Origin of the sequence: Bordetella genomosp. 13 (assembly GCF_002119665.1) — a bacterium.
GTDB lineage: Bacteria > Pseudomonadota > Gammaproteobacteria > Burkholderiales > Burkholderiaceae_B > Bordetella.
This window is the reverse complement of the sequence record NZ_CP021111.1, coordinates 1,097,605-1,116,669: the sequence shown is the minus strand read 5'-3', so window position 1 is coordinate 1,116,669 and position 19,065 is coordinate 1,097,605. Positions and strand designations below refer to the sequence as shown.

At 68.3% G+C, this 19,065-nt stretch carries 16 protein-coding genes; 5 read left to right on the top strand and 11 right to left on the bottom strand.

Annotated elements, in window-relative coordinates:
* Window positions 1-50: 50 nt before the first annotated feature.
* From CAL15_RS05160 to CAL15_RS05150, 3 genes are all read right to left on the bottom strand, one after another.
* Window positions 51-929 carry an alpha/beta fold hydrolase gene (locus CAL15_RS05160; RefSeq protein ID WP_086077600.1) on the bottom strand — a complete coding sequence of 293 codons (879 nt, stop codon included), beginning with the start codon at window positions 927-929 and terminating at the stop codon, window positions 51-53.
* Window positions 930-1,056: 127 nt separating this feature from the next.
* Complete coding sequence (locus CAL15_RS05155) at window positions 1,057-2,346, bottom strand: hydantoinase/carbamoylase family amidase (RefSeq protein WP_086077599.1); 1,290 nt, start codon at window positions 2,344-2,346, stop codon at window positions 1,057-1,059.
* Window positions 2,336-3,322 carry a Bug family tripartite tricarboxylate transporter substrate binding protein gene (locus tag CAL15_RS05150; protein ID WP_086077598.1) on the bottom strand — a complete coding sequence of 329 codons (987 nt, stop codon included), beginning with the start codon at window positions 3,320-3,322 and terminating at the stop codon, window positions 2,336-2,338. Before CAL15_RS05150 ends, CAL15_RS05155 begins: the two co-directional genes overlap by 11 nt.
* Before the next feature lie 118 nt (window positions 3,323-3,440).
* Here CAL15_RS05150 and CAL15_RS05145 point away from each other — a divergent pair, with 118 nt between their 5' ends.
* Complete coding sequence (locus CAL15_RS05145; RefSeq protein ID WP_086077597.1) at window positions 3,441-4,949, top strand: M81 family metallopeptidase; 1,509 nt, start codon at window positions 3,441-3,443, stop codon at window positions 4,947-4,949.
* Window positions 4,950-4,967: 18 nt separating this feature from the next.
* On the opposite strand, the gene CAL15_RS05140 is transcribed toward CAL15_RS05145, so the two are convergent.
* Window positions 4,968-5,861, bottom strand: a complete 894-nt coding sequence (locus CAL15_RS05140) for a MurR/RpiR family transcriptional regulator (protein ID WP_086077596.1) — start codon at window positions 5,859-5,861, stop codon at window positions 4,968-4,970.
* A gap of 171 nt (window positions 5,862-6,032) precedes the next feature.
* Between CAL15_RS05140 and CAL15_RS05135 the strand changes: the two genes are divergently transcribed.
* Both CAL15_RS05135 and CAL15_RS05130 read left to right on the top strand, forming a co-directional pair.
* Entirely contained in the window at window positions 6,033-7,376 is a 1,344-nt protein-coding gene (locus CAL15_RS05135) for an aspartate aminotransferase family protein (protein ID WP_086077595.1), read from the top strand.
* 108 nt (window positions 7,377-7,484) lie between these two features.
* Entirely contained in the window at window positions 7,485-7,862 is a 378-nt protein-coding gene (locus CAL15_RS05130; RefSeq protein ID WP_086077594.1) for a response regulator, read from the top strand.
* An 18-nt stretch (window positions 7,863-7,880) separates the two neighbouring features.
* Here CAL15_RS05130 and CAL15_RS05125 read toward each other — a convergent pair whose 3' ends face one another.
* Window positions 7,881-10,910: a PAS domain-containing sensor histidine kinase gene (locus CAL15_RS05125; protein WP_086077593.1), complete on the bottom strand. Its 3,030-nt coding sequence runs from the start codon at window positions 10,908-10,910 to the stop codon at window positions 7,881-7,883.
* Between the two features lie 211 nt (window positions 10,911-11,121).
* A complete protein-coding gene (locus tag CAL15_RS05120) occupies window positions 11,122-12,021 on the bottom strand; it encodes a LysR family transcriptional regulator (RefSeq protein ID WP_086077592.1) in 900 nt (299 codons plus the stop codon).
* A 97-nt stretch (window positions 12,022-12,118) separates the two neighbouring features.
* Here CAL15_RS05120 and CAL15_RS05115 point away from each other — a divergent pair, with 97 nt between their 5' ends.
* Both CAL15_RS05115 and CAL15_RS05110 read left to right on the top strand, forming a co-directional pair.
* Window positions 12,119-12,613 (top strand): (R)-mandelonitrile lyase, encoded by a 495-nt coding sequence (locus tag CAL15_RS05115; RefSeq protein ID WP_086077591.1) that lies wholly within the window; start codon window positions 12,119-12,121, stop codon window positions 12,611-12,613.
* On the top strand, window positions 12,591-13,397 hold the full coding sequence (locus CAL15_RS05110; protein WP_086077590.1) for a carboxymuconolactone decarboxylase family protein: 807 nt from the start codon (window positions 12,591-12,593) through the stop codon (window positions 13,395-13,397). The genes CAL15_RS05115 and CAL15_RS05110 overlap by 23 nt, the downstream gene beginning before the upstream one ends.
* A 67-nt stretch (window positions 13,398-13,464) precedes the next feature.
* Here the strand turns inward: CAL15_RS05110 and CAL15_RS05105 are convergent, their stop codons facing one another.
* The 5 genes from CAL15_RS05105 to CAL15_RS05085 all read right to left on the bottom strand — a co-directional run bounded on the left by CAL15_RS05105 (window position 13,465) and on the right by CAL15_RS05085 (window position 19,045).
* Window positions 13,465-13,848, bottom strand: coding sequence for a Rieske (2Fe-2S) protein (locus tag CAL15_RS05105; RefSeq protein ID WP_086077589.1), 384 nt, complete (start codon window positions 13,846-13,848; stop codon window positions 13,465-13,467).
* Window positions 13,849-13,947: 99 nt separating this feature from the next.
* A complete protein-coding gene (locus CAL15_RS05100; RefSeq protein WP_086077588.1) occupies window positions 13,948-15,270 on the bottom strand; it encodes a tetratricopeptide repeat protein in 1,323 nt (440 codons plus the stop codon).
* A 265-nt stretch (window positions 15,271-15,535) separates the two neighbouring features.
* On the bottom strand, window positions 15,536-16,165 hold the full coding sequence (locus CAL15_RS05095) for a PqiC family protein (protein ID WP_086077587.1): 630 nt from the start codon (window positions 16,163-16,165) through the stop codon (window positions 15,536-15,538).
* Complete coding sequence (locus tag CAL15_RS05090; RefSeq protein WP_086077586.1) at window positions 16,162-17,790, bottom strand: PqiB family protein; 1,629 nt, start codon at window positions 17,788-17,790, stop codon at window positions 16,162-16,164. Before CAL15_RS05090 ends, CAL15_RS05095 begins: the two co-directional genes overlap by 4 nt.
* Window positions 17,783-19,045: a paraquat-inducible protein A gene (locus tag CAL15_RS05085; RefSeq protein ID WP_086077585.1), complete on the bottom strand. Its 1,263-nt coding sequence runs from the start codon at window positions 19,043-19,045 to the stop codon at window positions 17,783-17,785. Before CAL15_RS05085 ends, CAL15_RS05090 begins: the two co-directional genes overlap by 8 nt.
* Window positions 19,046-19,065 lie beyond the last annotated feature (20 nt).

Below are 19,065 nucleotides of genomic sequence, written 5' to 3'. Positions count from 1 at the left end.
TGTTAACAGGCCCTAGGCGGCCGCCGCGGACTTGCCGAGGCGTAGGGCGCTTACGCCCACACCCGCGACAGAAAGTCCCTCACCAGGCGCTGTGCCTGCTCGAAGTGCGTTTCGAGCAGCCAGTGCCCGGCGTCATGAAGCACATGCAGTTCGGCATCCGGCAGGTCCCTCAGATAGGCGCTGGCCGAAGGCTCGGGCATGTAGCCATCCTGCGGGCCCCACACGATCAATGTGGGCGGCGTGTGCTCCCGCAGGTACGCCTGATAGCGCGGAAACCACTGCAGGTTCGACTCGAGCTTCTCCATCAGGCCGACCGACACCGCCTTGCGGACAGGCGTGTCCATCAACGGCCAGTGCAGCTTCCAGAGATCCGGGGGAACCCGGGCGGCAACCTCGGGCGACACCTCGCCGACAAACTCGCTGCGGAAGCCTTCCTCGCTGACCGCCTCTTCCAGCGGACGATGATTCGCGGGCGACTTGTCCGCCCACCATGCCTGGATGGTCTCGTACTTCGGACCCAGCACGTCCTCGTAGATGTCGCCGTTCTGAATGACGAGCGCCGCGATCCTTTCGGGATGGGCAATGGCATGCCGCAGGCCGATCTGTGAACCGTAATCGTGCAGCCACAGTGCGTAGCGCCGCAGAACTAGGGCGTCGGCAAGCCGCGCCAGCACCTCGGCATAACCGTCGAAGTCGTAGATGAACTCCGCGGGATCCGGCGTGTCGCTGTAGCCGAACCCCGGCCAGTCGAACGCGACGGTGCGCCAGCGGTCGGCCAGCGCGGGCATGAGCCGGCGGAACTGGAAGGATGAGCAAGGGTAACCGTGGGGAAGCAGCAGCACCGGCGCTTCCGGCGGCCCGGCCTCGCGCACGAAGATGCGGCGGCCGTCGACCTCGACGTAGTGGTGTCGCGTGGCGTGCTCAGGCATGTCAGCTCCAACACGTGGATATCAGCCGACTATAGTTGTCCTGGGCCAGCCCGCTGCAACGCTTTGTACCAGGCGTTTTCCGTACAGGCAGACGCGCCGCGCCGGGCAGCGGTCTGCCGCGCCGCCCTCAGCCTTGCGCCATCAGCCAGTCGGCGAGCACATCCACCGCCAGCATGAAGTCGTCGATGTCCATGGCCTCGTGCGGATTGTGGCTGCCGTTGCGGTTGCGCACGAACAGCAACCCCATCGGCACCCCGGCCTCGTGGAAGACGGCCGCATCGTGCGAGGCGGGACTGGCGAGCGGCACGCACGGGATGCCGCGCGCCCGCGCCAGTTCGGCCAGGGTGGCCTGGATGTCGGGCGCGGCGGTCGCCACCGGCGCGTGCGTGCGGCGTCCCAGCTCGAACCGCACGCCGCACTCCTCCTGCAAGGCGGACACGATGGCGAGAACGTCGTCGTGAAGAGCAGTCACATCGCCCGCGTCATAGGCTCGCACGTCGAGACTGAACCGGGCCTCGCCCGCCACCTTCGTCATCGCGTCGTTCGCCGCGTCCGTGTGCAGCCGCCCCACGGTGAACGCCATGCTTCTGCCCTCATCCTCCCAGCGCTGCCAGAGCGCATCCATCCGCGCAACGAAGCGGGCGGCCGCCACCAGCGCGTCGCGGCGAAAACGGCGCGGCAGGCCCACATGTGCCGTGTCGCCGACGACCGTGATCTCGGGATAGCGGAAGTTGCCGGGAATGCCCGTGCCGATGCCCAGCGGCACCCCTGCCTCGACCAGGCTGGGGGCCTGCTCGATGTGTACTTCCATGAAGGCCCGGATGCGCGCCGGGTCTAGGAAAGGCGGGCCGGCCAGCAGCGCGTCCGGGTCGCCGCCCTGCTGGCGCATGTGGTCGGCCAGGCTGGTTCGCGTATCGACGCGCCGGCACTGCAGCGCCTCGGGCGCCAGCCGGCCCAGCGCCGCCCGGCTGCCGATGTAAGAAGTCTGGAACCAGGCGCTTTCCTCGGCGCGCACTCCCATCACGGTGACGTCGCCACGCAGCGCCACTCGTTGCCGCTGCAGCATGAACAGCGCGGCCAGGCCGGCCACCACGCCGGCGGCGCCGTCGAAATTGCCGCCCTGGGACACCGAATCCAGATGCGACCCGATCATGATCGCCGGCGCGTGCAAATCGCGGCCGGGCAGGCTCATGTAGCTGTTCAGCGCGGCATCCTGGGCAATGCCCAGGCCCAGCGCAGCCGCCTCCGCGCGCAGGAAGTCATGGGCGAACTGCTCGCCCGGTCCGTAAGAGGCGCGCGTGATGCCGGCAACGGGATCGGCGGTGCCACGCGCCAGCACGTCGAACCAGCGGACGACCAGGTCCCTGGCGGCCGCTCGCGTGGACGGGTCGATGGCGTGCCGCCGATCACTGCACATCGACGCCGGCCTCCTTGATGACCTTGCCCCACTTCGCGGTTTCCTTCACCGCATAGTCGGCCATGGCCTGCGGCGGTCCGCCGATCACCTCGTCCATGCCCATCTTCAGCAACTGGTCGCGGATGGCCGGGTCTTCGAGCAGGTCATTGAACATCTTCGTCAAGGTCTGCACGATCTCGGGCGGCGTGCCCGGCGGCGCGACCACCCCGCCCCATGCCACGCCCTCGAAGCCGGGCAGCTTGCTCTCGGCCACGGTGGGCAGGTCGGGGAAGCTGGGCGAGCGCTTCAGGCTCGTGACGGCCAGCGCACGCAGCTTGCCCGAACGGATGTGCGGGCTGATGCTGGTGGTGTTGTCGAACAGGGCATCCACCATTCCCGCCATGACGTCGTTGGTGGCCTGCGGGCTGCCGCGGTAAGGCACGTGCAGCAGCTTCACGCCCGAGCTGCTGGCCAGCAGTTCGCCGGTCAGATGGCCCGAGGTCCCCTGGCCGGGCGAGGCGAACGTGACCTTGCCGGGGTTCTCCCTGGCGTACGCCAGGAACTCGTCCAGGGTCTTCACCGGCAAGGAGGGATTCACCGCCAGCACGTTGGCGACCTTCATCACGTAGGCCACCGGCACCAGCGCCTGCGGGTCGTAGGGCAGTTCCTTGAAGGCGGTGCGATTGATGGCCAGCGTGACGTTGTTGGCATAACCCAGGGTATAGCCGTCGGGGTTCGCGCGATAGACCGCGTTGATGCCCGGAATGCCGGAGGCGCCCGGCCGGTTCTCGACGACGAAGGTCTGCTTGTAGCGTTCCTGGGCCTTCTGCGCCAGGAAGCGCATCAGCGTATCGGGCGTGCCGCCCGCGGCGGACGGTACGACGATCGTGATGGGCCGCTCGGGGAAGGCGGCCTGCGCCGATAGCGGAGCCAGCGCCAGCACGGCGCCGCAGACGGCGATACGGTGCAACATGCGTTGCAGGGTGGGATGAACCATGGCATTTCCCTTGAATGGTTGTTGTGTCTGTCCGGCCGACGTGCCACCGCGGGCATCAAGAATCAACCGGTTCGTTTTAAGATATCACACAACACTTGTTTCGGACCAAGACACCGCCATGACATTCGCACCGCCGCCTCAGCCCCCCCGCGTGGCCTTCGCCGCCTTCAACACCGAATCCGTCAGCTTCCTGCCGGTGCCCTGCACCCTGCAGGATTTCGAGAACGTTGCCCTGCGCGGGCAGGCCATCGTCGACCAACTGCGCGGCACGAACACGGTGGCGGGCGGCATCATCGAGGTCTGCGAATCGCGCGCGGTCCGGTTGGTGCCCATCGTGCACACCCTGCTGGGTGCGCTGGGCCCGGCCACCGACGAGGCCGTGGAGTTCTACACCGAAGAGATCTGCGCCGCGCTCGCTGCCCAGGCCGGCGAACTCGACGGCGTGCTGCTCTACCTGCACGGCGCATGCGCGGCGCCGTCCTATCCCGACGTCGAGCGCCACATCATCGAGCGCGCTCGCCAGGCCGTCGGGCCCGGCTTGCCCATCGTGGTGACGCTGGACTACCACGGCAACGTCGACGCGGGCACCCTGGCCCACGCCACGGCGGCATTCGCGTACCACAAGTCGCCGCACATCGACATGGGCGACACCGGCCGGCGCGCCGCGCTGTGCCTGTGCCGCACCATCGCCGGCGAGATCCGACCCCGCATGGCGGTGGCCAAGCCCGGCGTGCTGGTGCCCAGTATCTTCAGCGCCACCAGCCTGGAACCGCTGGCCGGCCTGATCGCACAGGCGCGGGAGCGCGAAGCCGCCCACCAGCGCTATCTGGACATCTCGATCATGGCGGGCTTCTCGTACGCCGACGCTCACAATACGGGCTTCGCCGTGCTCTGCGTGCTGGACGGCCCCATCGACGAGGCCAGCGAAATCGCGCAGCAGGTGGCCGACGGCATCCGCGCGCGACGCCGCGCGCTGTATCGCCCCATCCAGGTGTTGTCCGTGCAGCAGGCGATGGACCGGGTGGCTTCCGGCCCGCCCGCCGCATCGCGACCGTATGTGCTGCTGGAACACGCGGACCGCATGAACGACTCGACCTACGTGTTGGCCGCCGTGCTGGAACGCAGGATGCAGAAGGTCGCCGTGCCCTTCCTGCTGGACCCGGCGGCCGCACAGGCGGCCTTCGAAGCCGGCGAAGGCTCGACAGTGACCCTGCGCCTGGGCGCGCACAGCTCGCCGCAGGCCGGCCCGCCGCTCACCGTCACGGCGCAGGTGGAACGCGCCGGCCCCATTTCCTACCGCGTCACCGGCAACTACCAGCGCGGCATGCCGGTCGACCTGGGGATGACGGCACTGCTGCGCATCGACGGCGTGTGGATCAGCGTGGTCAGCCGCTTCGCCTTTGCGGTGGACGGCGACCCGTTCTACCTGTTCGGCCAGCGTCCCGAGGACTTCGACGTGATCGTGCTGCGGTCCAAGACGCACTTCCGCGACTTCTATGAGCCCATCGCCCGCGAGATCTTCATCGTGGACACGCCGGACCACGGGCCGGCCGACCTGACGCTGCTGGACTATCGGCGTCTCGACCGGCGCGGGGTGTACCCGTTCGAGGACACCGACCCGGCCTGACCGCCATGGCGGCCGTCCCTAGCGGCGCCGCGCGGTGACGTAAGCCCCCATGCGATGAAGCTGGCCTTCGGCAGCCTCCAGGGCCTTGACGGCGCCCTTGCCTTCGCGGGCCAGCAGCTGCTCGACCAGCGCCTCGGCCGCCGCGACGCCAGCGGTGATCGAAGGGAAGAACGACGGGCTCTCCACCGAGAACAGCACCGTGCAGTCGGCCTGAAGCGCAAGAGGCGACACCGAACTGTCGGTCAGCGCCACCACGCGGCAGCCGGCAGCGCCGGCGGCCTCGACCACCCGCAGCACCTCTTGCGAATAGGGCGCGAAGCTGATGACCAGCACGGCATCCTGCCGCTCGAAGGCGCGCAGCTCCATCTCGAGAGCGCCCGCGTCGGCGCGCACCAGATGCACAGACTTGCGGAACAGCCGATACAGATAGTGAAACGTGCACGCCACCGGAAAGCATGCCCGGAAGCCGGCCACATGTACGCTCTGCGCCTGGCCCAGCAATTCCGCAGCACTGGCCAGCCCGGCCTGGGCCTGGGCGCGCATGGCCTCCAGGTTCTGGTGCTGCGCCTGCACGATGTCGTCGAGCAGGCGCGACGATCCCCCTTTGCGCACGACTTTTCTGGCTCGCGATGCGTACGGCTGGTGCGAGCCCCGGAAGTCCTCCACGAACAGCGCTCGCAGCGACTGCCAGCCGTCGAAGCCCAGGTGCTGGGCCAGCCTGACCAGCGTGGCCGGCTGTACGCCGGCGCGGCCGGCTATCGCGCGCATCGACGAAATCGGCACCTCGTCCGGGTGATCCATGAGATAGCGCACGCCCTGCTGGTACTGCGTGCTGAGCTCGCCGAAATGCGAGCGGCAATACTCCTGGAATTGGGCCAGCGTACGGGGTGCGGCAGAGGAAGTGGCGGACATGGACGGAGGACTGAATCAATGGCGCAACGATTGTTGCACACCTCGAGGAAAGCCCGCAGCCTCGATCGTTTCATAAAAACATCATAAGAATCATTTGTTGCATAGACCGCCCCATTTACCTATACTTTTTCCACCGAGCGCCCTTGCTCTCTCTCCTTCCGGTAATCGACCATGTCACGCATCGTCCATCGCAACCCTCGCCAGCGCCCGCCCGTCGCCGTGGGCGGGCAAGGCATCGAGCTCATCGACAGCACAGGCAAGCGATACCTCGATGCGTCGGGCGGTGCGGCGGTGTCGTGCCTGGGCCATGGCCATCCGCGCGTGGTGGCGGCCATCCAGCAACAGGCCGCCACGCTGGCCTACGCGCATACGTCCTTCTTCACGACCGAGCCCGCCGAGTCGCTCGCCGACTTCCTCACCGATGCGGCGCCGGGCGATCTGAATCATGTGTACTTCGTGTCCGGGGGTTCCGAGGCGGTCGAGGCCGCGCTCAAGCTGGCGCGGCAATATTTCGTCGAGGTGGGGCAGCCGCAGCGGCGCCACTACATCGCGCGCCGCCAGAGCTACCACGGCAATACGCTGGGCGCATTGGCCATCGGCGGCAACGCCTGGCGTCGCGAGCCCTTCCTGCCCCTGCTGGTGCAGGCGCACCACGTCTCGCCGTGCTATGCCTACCGCGACCGGCTCGACGGCGAGTCCGACGCGCAGTACGCGCAACGCCTGGCCGACGAACTCGAGGCAAGAATCGTCTCTCTGGGTCCCGACACGGTCGCGGCCTTCGTCGCCGAGACGGTGGTGGGCGCCACGGCCGGCGCACTGCCTCCGGTGGGCGATTACCTCAAGCGCATCCGCGCCGTCTGCGACAAGTACGGCGTGCTGCTGATCCTGGACGAAGTCATGTCGGGCATGGGCCGCACCGGCTATCTGTACGCCTGCGAAGAGGACGACGTCGTTCCGGACATCATCACCATTGCGAAGGGACTGGGCGGGGGATACCAGCCCATCGGCGCCATGCTGACCACCGACCGCATCAACGCCGCCATCGAGGGCGGCAGCGGCTTCTTCCAGCACGGCCATACCTACATCGGCCATGCCACCGCCTGCGCGGCTGCGCTGGCGGTGCAGCACACGATCCGCGACGACAATCTGCTGGCCAACGTACGGGCGCGCGGCCTGCAGCTTCGCGAGCGGCTGCATGCGGCGCTCGGGGAACACCCCAACGTGGGCGACATCCGCGGACGCGGATTGTTCGTGGGCGTGGAGTTCGTGGCGGAAAGGGACAGCAAGGCGCCGCTCGATCCGGCCCGCCGCGTGCACGCGCAACTGAAGGCCGCCGCCATGCAGCGCGGACTGATGATCTACCCGTCCGGCGGCACCATAGACGGGGTGCGCGGCGACCACGCCTTGCTGGCCCCGCCGTTCATCTGCAACGCGGCCGACATCGACGCTATCGTCGAACGTTTCGCGGCGGCCGTGCGCGACGTGACGCCGGCGCGGCAGCCTCAGGCGGCCTGAAGCCTCGCCCGCGCGTAAAGCGCTTTCACCCCGGCGGCACCTGCCTTACTATGCCGATAGGCGCGCACCCATCCGCATACGCCCACGGCACGGCCACCGGAGGTGAGAATGACAACAGACAGCCTGCGCGATCGGCGCATACTGATCGTCGAGGACGAATACCTCATCGCTGAATACCTGCAGTCCGAACTCGAAGACGCGGGGGCCGTCGTGGCCGGCATGGCCGCCAACATCGACGACGCTCTCAGGCTGCTCGAAAACAACCCGACGCTGGATGCCGCCATACTCGATGTGAACCTGGGCGGCGAGATGGTCTTTCCGCTTGCCGACCAGTTGCTGGAACGCGGTGTGCCCTTCATCTTCACCACCGGTTACGACGCCTCGTCGATACCGGCCAGGTACGCGACGGCAGTTCGCTGCGAGAAGCCCTATAACACCGAGGCCATGCTGAACGCGATACGCCGCGTCATCGCGCGCCGGGCCTGAAGCCTGGCGCGGCCGCGCTCAGCCCGCATCCAGTGCGGTGGCCGAGACCGGCAGCGATATCTGGCAATGCACACCGTCGGACGTCAGGGCATACGAAGTCCGGGCGCTGAGCTGATACGGCAGCGCCCGCTCGATCAATTCCCGACCCTGCCCCGTGCCGCGCGGCGCCGCGTCCGGCGGCGGCATCTCCACGCCGGTCTCGCGCCAGTCGATGTGCAGCCACGGCTGTCCCTTCTCCCCTTCCGGCTCGAATGACCAGCCCACGACCAGCCGTCCCGAGGCCTGGCCCAGCGCACCGTACTTCACGGCGTTGGTCGCCAGTTCGTGCAGCGCCATCGCCAGCATCTGCACGGTGGACGACCGCAGCCGCACGCCGCGCGGGCCTTTGATCTGCACGCGGTCGGCCGTGCCGTTCACGGCCGCAATCTCGGCGCCGATCAATTCGTCGAAGGTCACGCGGTCGTGCTCGTTCAGCCGCGACAGCAGGCCCTGCACGCGCGCCAGCGCGTCCAGGCGATCGCGGAAACGGTGGCGGAAATCAACCAGGTTGGCGCTGGAACGCATGGTCTTGTCGGCGATGGACCGGACCACGCCCATCAGGTTGCGCGTACGGTGCTGCAGCTCCGCCACCAGCACACGCTGGCGGTCTTCCCACAGCCGCCGATCGGTGGTCTCGACCATCGCGCCTATCATGCGGACCGGCCGCAAGGCGGTGTCGTAGAAGAAACGGCCGCGTCCGTACAGCCAATGGACCGATCCGTCGGGATGGACGACGCGGAATTCCTGCACGTACTCGCGGCGGTCGTCCATGGCCTTGCGCAGGGCCACCTCGGTCGGCTCGCGATCCTCGGGATGGATGCGCGCAGCCCAGGCCTCGTAGCTGGGCCGCACCTCTCCGACCTCATAGCCTTCCATGCGGAAGTGCTGGTCGGACCAATGAATCTCGCCCGTCCTGATGTTCCAGTCCCACAAGCCCAGCCGCCCCACTTCGACCGCGCTGCGCAAGCGCTCTTCGCTCTCGCGCAATGCCACCTCGGCGCGCGCTCTTTCCACCGCGGCCCAGGTCCGTTCCGCCACGTCCTCGACCAACGCCACGTCCCCGGCGCTCCATTGGCGGGCGGCGCACTGATGCACGCCCAGGAACGCCACCAGCCTGCCGTCCTTGACGAGCGGCACCTTGACCAGCGCCGCGATGCCGAAGCCGGCGTACGCGCGAGTCTGCTCGGGGGTGAGCAATCTCCAGGCCGGCACGTCGTGGATCACCAGCGTGCCTCCCGCCCGCAACGCGTTGCCGGGCGCGGTGCCGAACTCGTCCAGGCGGAAGCGGCTCGGCACGGAATCCGTCTGCTCGCTGCGATACTCGGCGACGATCGTCACCATGCTGTGCGAGTCGACCTCGGCATAGAACGCCCGGTCCGCGCCCAGGTGAGCGCCCAACTGCCGCGCGGCCTCCTGCTGCACTGCCTGTGGCGCCGCCAGCGGGCGCAGCGCATCGGCCAGCTTGAGCAGGAACGCCTGCCGCTCCTCCCGCTCGCGCAACGCCTGCTGCAGGCGCTTCTGCTCGGTAACGTCGAGGTGCGCGCCGATCAGGCGCACCGGCCTGCCGTCGGCGTCGCGCTCGACGTCGGCGCGCGCGTGTATCCAGCGCACGGCCCCATCCGACGGACGCACGATGCGATATTCGCTGTCGTAGGACCTGCCCTGTCCGTACAGGGCGGCGAGCAGCGTGCTTTCCGCGCGCGCCCGGTCGTCCGGATGCACGCGGGCCACCCATTGTTGGTGCGTTTCCTCGCCCGCATCCTGCGGCAGGCCATGAAGCCGCCGGTACTCCGGCGAGCGCCAGCTTCGCATGCCCCCCGCCACGTCGATATTCAGCCCTCCGACTTCGCCGATGCGCTGCACCCGCGCCAGGTCGGCCTCCCGTTCGCGCAGCCGCGTCTCGACTTCCTTGCGCTCGCCGATATCGATGTTCATGCCCAGCCATTTCGCCACCGAGCCATCGTCGCGGCGTATCGGCACCGCGCGGGCGTTCGTCCAACGGTGCGTGCCGCTGGCGGCATGCCAAAGCCGGAACTCCACGTCGAGCTGGGTGCCGCCCGCCAGCGCCTCGCGCCATTGCCGTTCGACATCCGGGCGGTCCTCGGGGTGGATCGCCTCCAGCCAGCCGTTGCCCAGCCACTCCTCCAGGCGCTGCCCCGTATACGTGCGCCAGCTCAGGCTGTCCGTCACCGCCATCCCGGCGCCATCGATCTCCCACGTGGCCTGGGCGATCCCGTCGATAAGCCCGCTCACGCGAGCCTCGCGATCCAGGCGCCCGGCATGTCCTTCCTCGATCTCCTGCAACGCGCGCAGCAGCTGCTGGCTCGCCGAGCTCGCCGTGGGCGCGCCAGTTTCCAGCAGGATCTCGGCCAGATCGGGATGCCGCACCATGTAGGCGACCATGTCGGGCTCGTAATCGAGCTCGGGATGCATCTCCGCCCAATAGTGCGCGGTGCGCACGAAGGCGAGGAACCCGACGATGAGTTCGAAGCGCCGCTTGCCCAGGGCCTTGCGCACGGCTTCGCGCGCGCGTGCCGATCGCGCCGGCGCGACGAACATCAACGCCAGGGCGTCGAACAGCGCCCTCTCCTCGTCGGTATCGGGCAGCGGCAGTTCGTACGGGTCGTCGGACCTGGCCAGGCTCAGCAGCGCACGATCCAGCGCCGCGGCATCGGGTATGGGGCGCCGCAGCAGCTGCATCACCTGTGCCAGGTCCACGGGCTGCGCCGGCGCATCGCCGACCAGACGCCGCTGCGCGGCCAGGAAGCCGACGTGGCGCACGATGCAATACCGCACTTGGCAGAAGCGCGACAAATGGAGGAAGAGCCGCTCCTTGAACAGTGCCGGCAGCGGACTGTCCAGGTAGGCGGACTTCGCGAATGCCCCTAGCGGGTCGGTGAGGCCGGGCGCCGCCGAGGCGGAGCAAAACAAATCCGGCAGTACGCCGACGCGGCCGGCGACCTCTTCATGAAAGCCCTCGTCACGCAGTGGGGTGTCGCTCGCCGACATTCAGTTTGCCTCCAAGTCACCAAAAACGTGGGGCTCGATCCAAGGGCCTGTTCGGCTGCCCGCCCCGATTCTAAGAGGAAAAATCAACGTCTCCGGCGATCGGGGCACGCAACCTCCAGCCGTACCACCACCGGGCCACGGCCGATGCATACGATCAAGCAAGTCCCGTGCCGCGCGACGGCGACGATACGCGGCACGGCGGCACCGGCGTTCACAGCGGCGCGCGATATCGCAGCGCCTCGATGACCAGCGCCAGTGCCGGCGATACGTGGCGCCGGCTGGCGTAGTACAGGTGATATCCAGGAAACACCGGCCACCAGTCCTCGAGCACGGGCACCAGGCGACCCGCTGCGATGTGCGGCCGCACCAGATCGTACGGCACATACGCCAGGCCCATGCCGTCCAGCGCCGCCTGCAGCATGAGGAAGGTGTTGTTGAAGATGACCTGTCCGCCCACGCGCGCATTGAGGACCTGCCCGTCCTTCTCGAAGTCCCACGCGTACAGCCCGCCGTGGGTGGGCAGCCGCAGGTTCACGCAGCGATGCTTCGTCAGGTCCTGCGGGGCCAGCGGAACGGGCCGCCCCGACAGATATTCCGGCGAACCGGCCACGGCCATGCGCAGGTCGGGCGCGATACGCACCGCGACCATGTCCTTGTCCACGCGATCGCCCACGCGCACGCCCGCGTCGAAGCGGCCGGCGGCGATGTCAGTGAAGGCATAGTCCACGCTGAACTCGATGTTGACGTCCGGGTTCTCGCGCAACACGGGCAGCAGCCTGGGCCACAGCGCCGTGACGATGGCATGGTCATGCGCCGTGATGCGAACCGTGCCGGCGGGCCGCGCCCGCAGATCGCTCAGCGACTCGAGTTCCTGCGAGATCTCGTCCAGCCGCGGCGCAAGCGTATGCAGCAAGCGCGCACCCGCCTCGGTCGTGGAGACGCTGCGCGTCGTGCGCGTCAGCAGCCGCACGCCCAGCCGGGTTTCCAATGCCAGCATGGCGTGGCTCAGCGCCGACCGCGACAGCCCCAGCTGCGCGGCGGCGCGCGTGAAGCTGCGTTCACGCGCCACGACCACGAACGCACGCAGGTCGTTGAGGTTTTCCTTGATCATTGTTGAGCCGTATGCACAAGCGCATTCGAATTTTACGATCTTCTCGTCCAATGCCTGGGTCTTTACAGTTCCCCGTAAGCCAACTGCAGAGGAACTCATGAAGAAATCGCTACCGCAGGCAGTCCTGTGTGCGCTCGTCGCGCAATCGTCCATCGCCAGCGCGGCGGATGCCGTCGACGCCGGCAAGGGCGCACAGCAGATCACGCGCGCGGGCACGCAGCACTCCGTGGCCGGCCCGGACACCTTCTTCACCGGCCGCGCACGGATCGATCCCGTCTGGCCGGCCCGCGACCGCCTCAATGCATCGGGCGGCCTGGTCACCTTCGAGCCGGGATCCCGGTCCGCCTGGCACACCCATCCCGCGGGACAGCAGCTGGTCGTGGTGTCCGGCGTGGGGCTGACGCAGGAATGGGGCAAGCCCGTGCAGGAGATCCGGCCCGGCGACGTGATCTGGTGTCCGCCCGGCGTCAAGCATTGGCATGGCGCGGCGCCGCACACCGCGATGACCCACCTGGCCGTGACCGGCACGGTGGATGGCAAGAACGTCGAATGGATGGAGAAGGTCAGCGATGAGCAATACAACGCCCGTTAAATGGCCCGGCAGCGTCCTGCTGGCCGGTGCGCTGGCACTGGCCACGGGGTGGCTGCCCGCCGCCAGCCAGGCTTCCGACGCGCCGCCCGCACAAGGAAACAAGACCGGCTCCGCCTCGCCGCCTTCCGGCGTTTCCGACACCCTGACCGCACGCCAGCAGGCCATCGCGCCCATCGCGGCGTTCGCCGCGGCCGGCGACATGCCGCGGCTCAACGCGGCGCTGAAGCAAGGCCTGGACGCGGGGCTGACCATCAGCGATAGCCGGGAGATTCTCGTCCAGCTCTACGCCTACGCGGGATTCCCGCGCAGCCTGAATGCGCTGGGAGAACTGATGAAGGTGCTCGAGGCCCGCCGCCAGCGCGGGATACAGGACCCGCCGGGCCAGGCGCCCAGCCGCCCGATTCCGACCGGCGCCGCGCTGCTGCAGGCGGGCACCGCCAACCAGACCAGGCTGTCCGGCGCACCGGTCAAGGGCCCGCTGTTCGACTTCGCTCCGGCGGCGGACGAATACCTCAAGACGCACCTGTTCGGCGACATCTTCGAACGCGACAACCTGGATTGGCAGAGCCGCGAACTGGCCACGGTGGCCATGCTCTCGGCGCTTGCCGGCGTCGAGCCGCAATTGCAGGCGCACATGCGCATCAGCATGAACGTGGGCTTGACCGCCGCGCAGCTGCGGCAGTTCGGCCAGGTGCTGGCCGAGCGCGTCGGCGCCGACAGCGGCCAGCGCGCCCAGGCGGCCTTGGCCAGGCATCTGGACACGGTGTCGGGCGCGAAGCGGTGAGCCGGGCGGCGCTCCGCACCGGCCATCATGGCCGGTGCGCATGCCGGCCCAGCGGCGCGCGAGCGGATCAGCCGTCGGCCAGCGGCTGGATGCGGCCCTCGGGCAGCCAGTACACCGAACCGCCATCCGGGCCGTCGCGCTCTTCCACCTGAAGCGCGGTCAGGCGGCTGTTCCGGCACGCGCCGCCCGCGCACACGCCCGTGTCGGGATGGTAGGTCGCGCCGTGGCGCGAACACATGATGAGATCGCCGGCGCGAGTGAAGAACTGGCTCTCCCAGTCCATCTCCACCCCGACGTGGGTGCATCGGTTCAGGTAGCCGTAGACGCGGTCCTGGTAGCGCACGAAGAACACCGTCGTGCGTCCGTTGCCGTCGGTAACCGGCAACTTCACGCCCAGGCCGCCATTGACCAGGTCGCTGGACGCGCACACGCGCAAGGATTGTCGAGACATGGGTTGACTGCCGTCTTTCGTATGAAGACAGGCAGTATAGAGACTACTGCGGCGCGCGCGAGGCCGCGCCGCGAGGCCGCCTATTACGCCGGCGCGCCGCTACAGCGCGGCGGCTCGCGCGGCCAATCGGCGGTTGCCGTTGCTGGCGGGCTTCAGCGCCATGCGCTCCGCCGTCAGCACCTTGGCCAAGCCGCGCGCGCCATCGCGCAATGCCGCCTCCACCAGGGTCAGCGCCAGCACGTCGCGCTGCGCGTGGCTGCCGCCGAATCGATGCGCCACCAGGCGAACGTCGCGCAGCAGGTCCACGGTGCGGGCGTAGTCTTCGCTCATGAAGGCGGTCAGGGCATGCGCCACCGGCAGGCCCACGTCGCGCGTCATCATCGCGTTGGTACTGCGCCCCCGCGCAGCGGCCTCCATGGCCCCGGTCAACTCCTGCGCGGCGGCGCCGTCGCCCGCTCCCAGATAAGCCATCAAGGCATGCACGTCGTTGAAGGCGTAGTAGCCCATGCCGCCGCGCGCCTGCCACACCTGCGCCAACTCATGCCAGCGGTGTCCCACGTCCACGCCCCGCAACATCAGCCGCCACAGCATGGCAGAGGCATCGATCAGGTCCAGCACCTGCCCGGTGGACGTCTCGCGCAGGCTGTGGTCGTAGAGGTCCAGGACCTCGGCGGTCTCGTCCTGGTCGAGACGGAACAAGGCCAGGTGCCACCAGTTGTGCACCGCCAGCATGTTGTCCGATTCCCAGTCCTCGCGCCGGCCATTCAGCAGCGCGATGCCTTCTTCGACGCGCCCCTGCATCTCCATCACATGGGCGACCGCATGCATGGCCCAGGGGTCGCGCCGGTTCAGGTCCAGCGCGCGCCGGCCGTGCGCTTCCGCCTGCGCATACAGATTGGTCTCCTCCAGCCCGAAGGCGTACATGCCCAGCACGTAGCCGAAATCCGGCATGTCGCTGCTCCAGACCGGCAGGACGCCGGCCACGCGGTCGCGCAACATGGACGAGCGCCCCAGCAGGAAATCGCCGATGTGGCCCACCTGCAGCGCCAGGACGTCGTGCGGGTACTCGGCCAGGATGTCGGCGTATCGCCGCAGCGCGCCCGAGAAATCGCCATCCAGCCATGCGCGCGCCGCGGCAGTGTGCTGCCGTTCGCGGTCGTTCGCGATACCGGCCAGGCCTTCCGCGGCCTCGACGCTTTGGCGCAGCATGGCTTCGACGCACTGATCGCTGGCAGTAATCAGCATGCCGGCGCGCAGCAGGTGCCCCATGACGAAGGTAGGGTCTTCGGCGAGCGCCTGGTCGATGACGCCGACCGGATCGCCGTAATAGCCGTGGAACAGGGATATCGCGCGCTCATACGAGCCGAGCGCATCCTGGTTCCGGGTCGACACGGGATTGCCCCGTGCATCGGTCAGCGCCATGGTGTCCTCCCTACGACGGATGCCGCGCCTGGCTTTCGTGCCTCGACGCCGGCATGCCCGTGCGCTGCAGTGGCAACTGTCGACGGCCACGCCAGCCTGCGCGGCGGCCGTTTTGTCGGATGTAAGCACAGATCGGGGCGCCGGGCGAGTGTGCAAAAGGCTTAGCACCGTCGTCGGATGGCAGCCTGGCGGCAACGCCTGGACAGGCAGCCGCACACGTCCGATGATCCGCAGCACGCTCGCCCGGCCATGCGTCCGGCATAGGCTAACGCCTGCCTTCCACGGGCCTGGCCTGGACCGGCCGTTTCCCTCCGGACACCCGCATCGTCTCGATCGCGCGCGCGATGTCCGAACTCACCGTCGCCAGCGCGCGGCTGTGAGCCTGCACGAGAGCGTCGTACCCCTGTCCGTCGGTCGGCTCGTGAACCATGGACCTGCCGCTCACGGGTTCGCCCGACTTCAATGCGCGCACTGTCCAGAGGGCCGCGATGGAAGCCATGCTGCCGGGCGCGGACTCGAAGCTGAGTATGTCCACGGACACGTGATAGGTCTCGTCCGCCGCTTCCCATGCCAGGTTACCCGAGGCCAGCGCACCGGGCACCGATTGCGCCAGGTCCGCCGCAAGCACCCGCGTGATCTGCGCTTCTAGGGGGTCGGCCCACCGCGCGAACTCCTCGATGTTGACCTGCGTGGCGTCGACTCTCGTCACGATCTGCGGCCGGTCCACCAGGTCGGGCACGCTTACCGAATCGATCGAGATCCTGACGGATCCGGCCGCCTGCGGGCGCTCCTGCGGTTGGCGCGCGGCCAGGGTATAGAAGGTCGCCTGAGGCGACGATGCACAGGCGCTTGCCAGCAGGGCAAGCGCAGCAATCCATGGGAGGGCGTTCGTCATCGCTTGTAATCCACCTTGCCGCGCAACAGCGCCTCGGGATGGCGCTCGAGATAATCCGCCAGAGCGCGGAACGCCGCCGCCGTCCTGGCCACTTCGCGCATCGCGTCGTTCGCGCTCTGCGCGAGCCCTGCCGCGGGCTGCAATGTCTTGTTCGCCGATTCCATCGCGCTTCGGGCGGCCAGCAGCGCGGCGCGGGCCTCGGGCGCCACGCTCCTGCGCAGCACGGTCATCACGGCGGCCGCCTCCTGCAGCGTCTGGCGCAGATCGTTGCCGATGCCTTCGAAAGGCACCTTGTTCAGTTTCTCCGCCAGGCCGGTCAGCGATTCCTGCAGGGACTCGAGTCCGCCCGGCACGGTCGGCAGCTCGGGCGGATTCCTGTTCCAGTCCACCTCGACCTTGGGCGCGTCGGGAAAGAAATCCATCGCGACATACAGCTGGCCGGTCAGCAGGTTGCCCATCTTGAGCTGGGCACGGAGGCCGTTCGCGACCAGGGTCCGGCTCAGTCCGCGCGGGTCCTGGCTCAGCCTGCCGCCCCGGGCCCCGGAATCGAAGCGCGACGTGAATCGCTCGGGATAGATGCGCACCTCTACGGGTATGGTGAAAGCCATCCTGCCAGGGTCGTAGCGCGTGTGGATGGCGGTCACTTCGCCGATCACGATGCCGCGGAAATCGACCGGTGCACCGACCGTCAGGCCCCGCACCGACTCGTTGAAGACGAACACATAGGTGTCCGCGATGCGGTCGACGTGCTTCATCGCCTCGGCCCGGCTGTCGAAGAGCGCGAACTCCGTGCCCGCGTCGGCCATCGTCCGAGCCACCGCGTCCGGGGGAGTCTGGAACGCCACGCCGCCGATCAGGATCGACAAGATGGATTCGGTATCGATGCTGAGTCCGCTCGAATCGAGCGACACGTCGATGCCGCTGGCCTGCCAGAAGCGGGTGTCCGGGGTGACGTATTGGTCATAGGGGGCATTGATGAACACGCGCACGGTGACCGCCTGCCCGCCCGGGTCCAGGTCGTACGCCGTCACCTGTCCCACCTGCAGCCGGCGGAAGAATACCGGCGCGCCCACGTCGAGCGAGCCCATGGTCTCGCTCTTCAGGATGAATTCTCGGCCCGGCACGTCGCTGGCGAACACCGGCGGAGTGTCCAGGCCCACGAAGTCGCGCCGCTTCTCCGTCTGGGACCCCCGGTCCATGCCGATGTACGAACCGGAAAGCAGCGTACCGAGCCCCGTGACGGTGCCCCCGGTGATACGCGGGCTGACCACCCAGAAGCGCGTGTCCTTGACCAGCAGATTCGACGCGCTCTTGGCCAGCTCGGCGGTCGCGACCACGCTTTTGTAGTCCGGCGAAAGGTCGACCGTGTTGATGACCCCGATGTCCACGTTCTTGAACTTGACCTTGGTCTTGCCCGCCTCCAGCCCTTCCCCGCTGGCAAAGCTGATCGTGATCGTGGGCCCTTTCTCCAGCACCGCCTTCACCACCAGCCAGCCGCCGATCAGCACCGCGACCAGGGGCACGAGCCACACGGCCTGCATGCGCCACCGCGAGCGCGGCACCGCGACCGCCTCGGGCAGCGGCTGCGCGTCGGATCCATCGCGAGGGTCGGCGGGCTCAGCCATGGCGTTTCTCCGTGCCATCCCAGGTCAAGCGGGGATCGAATGACCGTGCGGCGATGATGGTCAGCACCACCACGGCGCCGAACGCGATGGCCGCGGGGCCGGCCTTGATCGTCGCCAGCGCGCTGAATTGCACCAGCGCGACCAGGACGGTGATGACATAGATGTCCAGCATCGACCAGCGGCCCACGAACTCCACCAGGCGATAGATGCGCGCCCGCTCGAGAAGCAGCGAGCGCGAATGCCGCTGCGCCGCCACGACGAGGTATGCCAGCGCCAGTATCTTCAGCATCGGCACCGCGATGCTGGCGATGAAGACCACGACCGCCAGCAGCCATGAACCGGAGGTCCACAGGTATACGACGCCGCTCATGATGGTGTCGCTCTGCGCCCCGAACAGCGAACTCGTGTCCATCACGGGCAGGACATTGGCCGGAACGTACAGCACCAGCGCCGCAACCAGGAATGCCCAGGTGCGCGGAATACTGCCGGGCGTGCGCACGTGCACCCGCGCCGCGCAGCGCGGACAGCGCGCATCCGGATCGTGGGCTGCCGCCTTCTGCAGCAGGCCGCATTCGTGACACACCATGAGGCCCGCGCGCGCGGCCGTGGGCATCGCGCCCGATATCCGCGGCTCCGTGGACTTCTCCGTACGCCTGGCCGCGATGTGCGACCACACTTCTGCCTGATCGAAGGCGGCCGCCGTGGCGGCCAGCAGCACCATCGTGGCGCCGAAGGTCCACAGCGCCATGCCGGGAATCACGATGGCCAGATGCGTCAGCTTCACCAGCGCGACGAGAATCCCGAGGATGAGAACCTCGGTCATCCCCCAGGTCCGCGCCAGATGCAGTCCGCGGAAGGCGACTTCCGGTCGAGGCGGCAGCCTGCGCAGCCGCAACGGCACCAGCAGATACAAGGTGGCGAGCATCTCTAGCAGCGGCATCACAATGGTGGTCACGAGCACCAGGCCCGCCAGGCTCCACATGCCGTCCCGGTAGAGAATCTGCACCGACCTTAACAGCGTGGCCTGGACGATCTCGCCGTTCACGTTCAACCCCACGATCGGAAATGCGTTCGCGGTCGCGAACAGCACCAGCGCAGCCAGCGCAAAGGCCAGGGCGCGATTCAGGCTGTCGGGCCGATCCCGGTACAGATGCGCCCCGCAGCGCGGGCAGCGGGCCGTGCCGCCGGGCGGCAGCGCCACCTCGCGCAGCAGCAGGTCGCACTCGTGGCAGGCAATTAGGCATCCCCGGCCCATGATGTCCTCGTCCCGCTGTC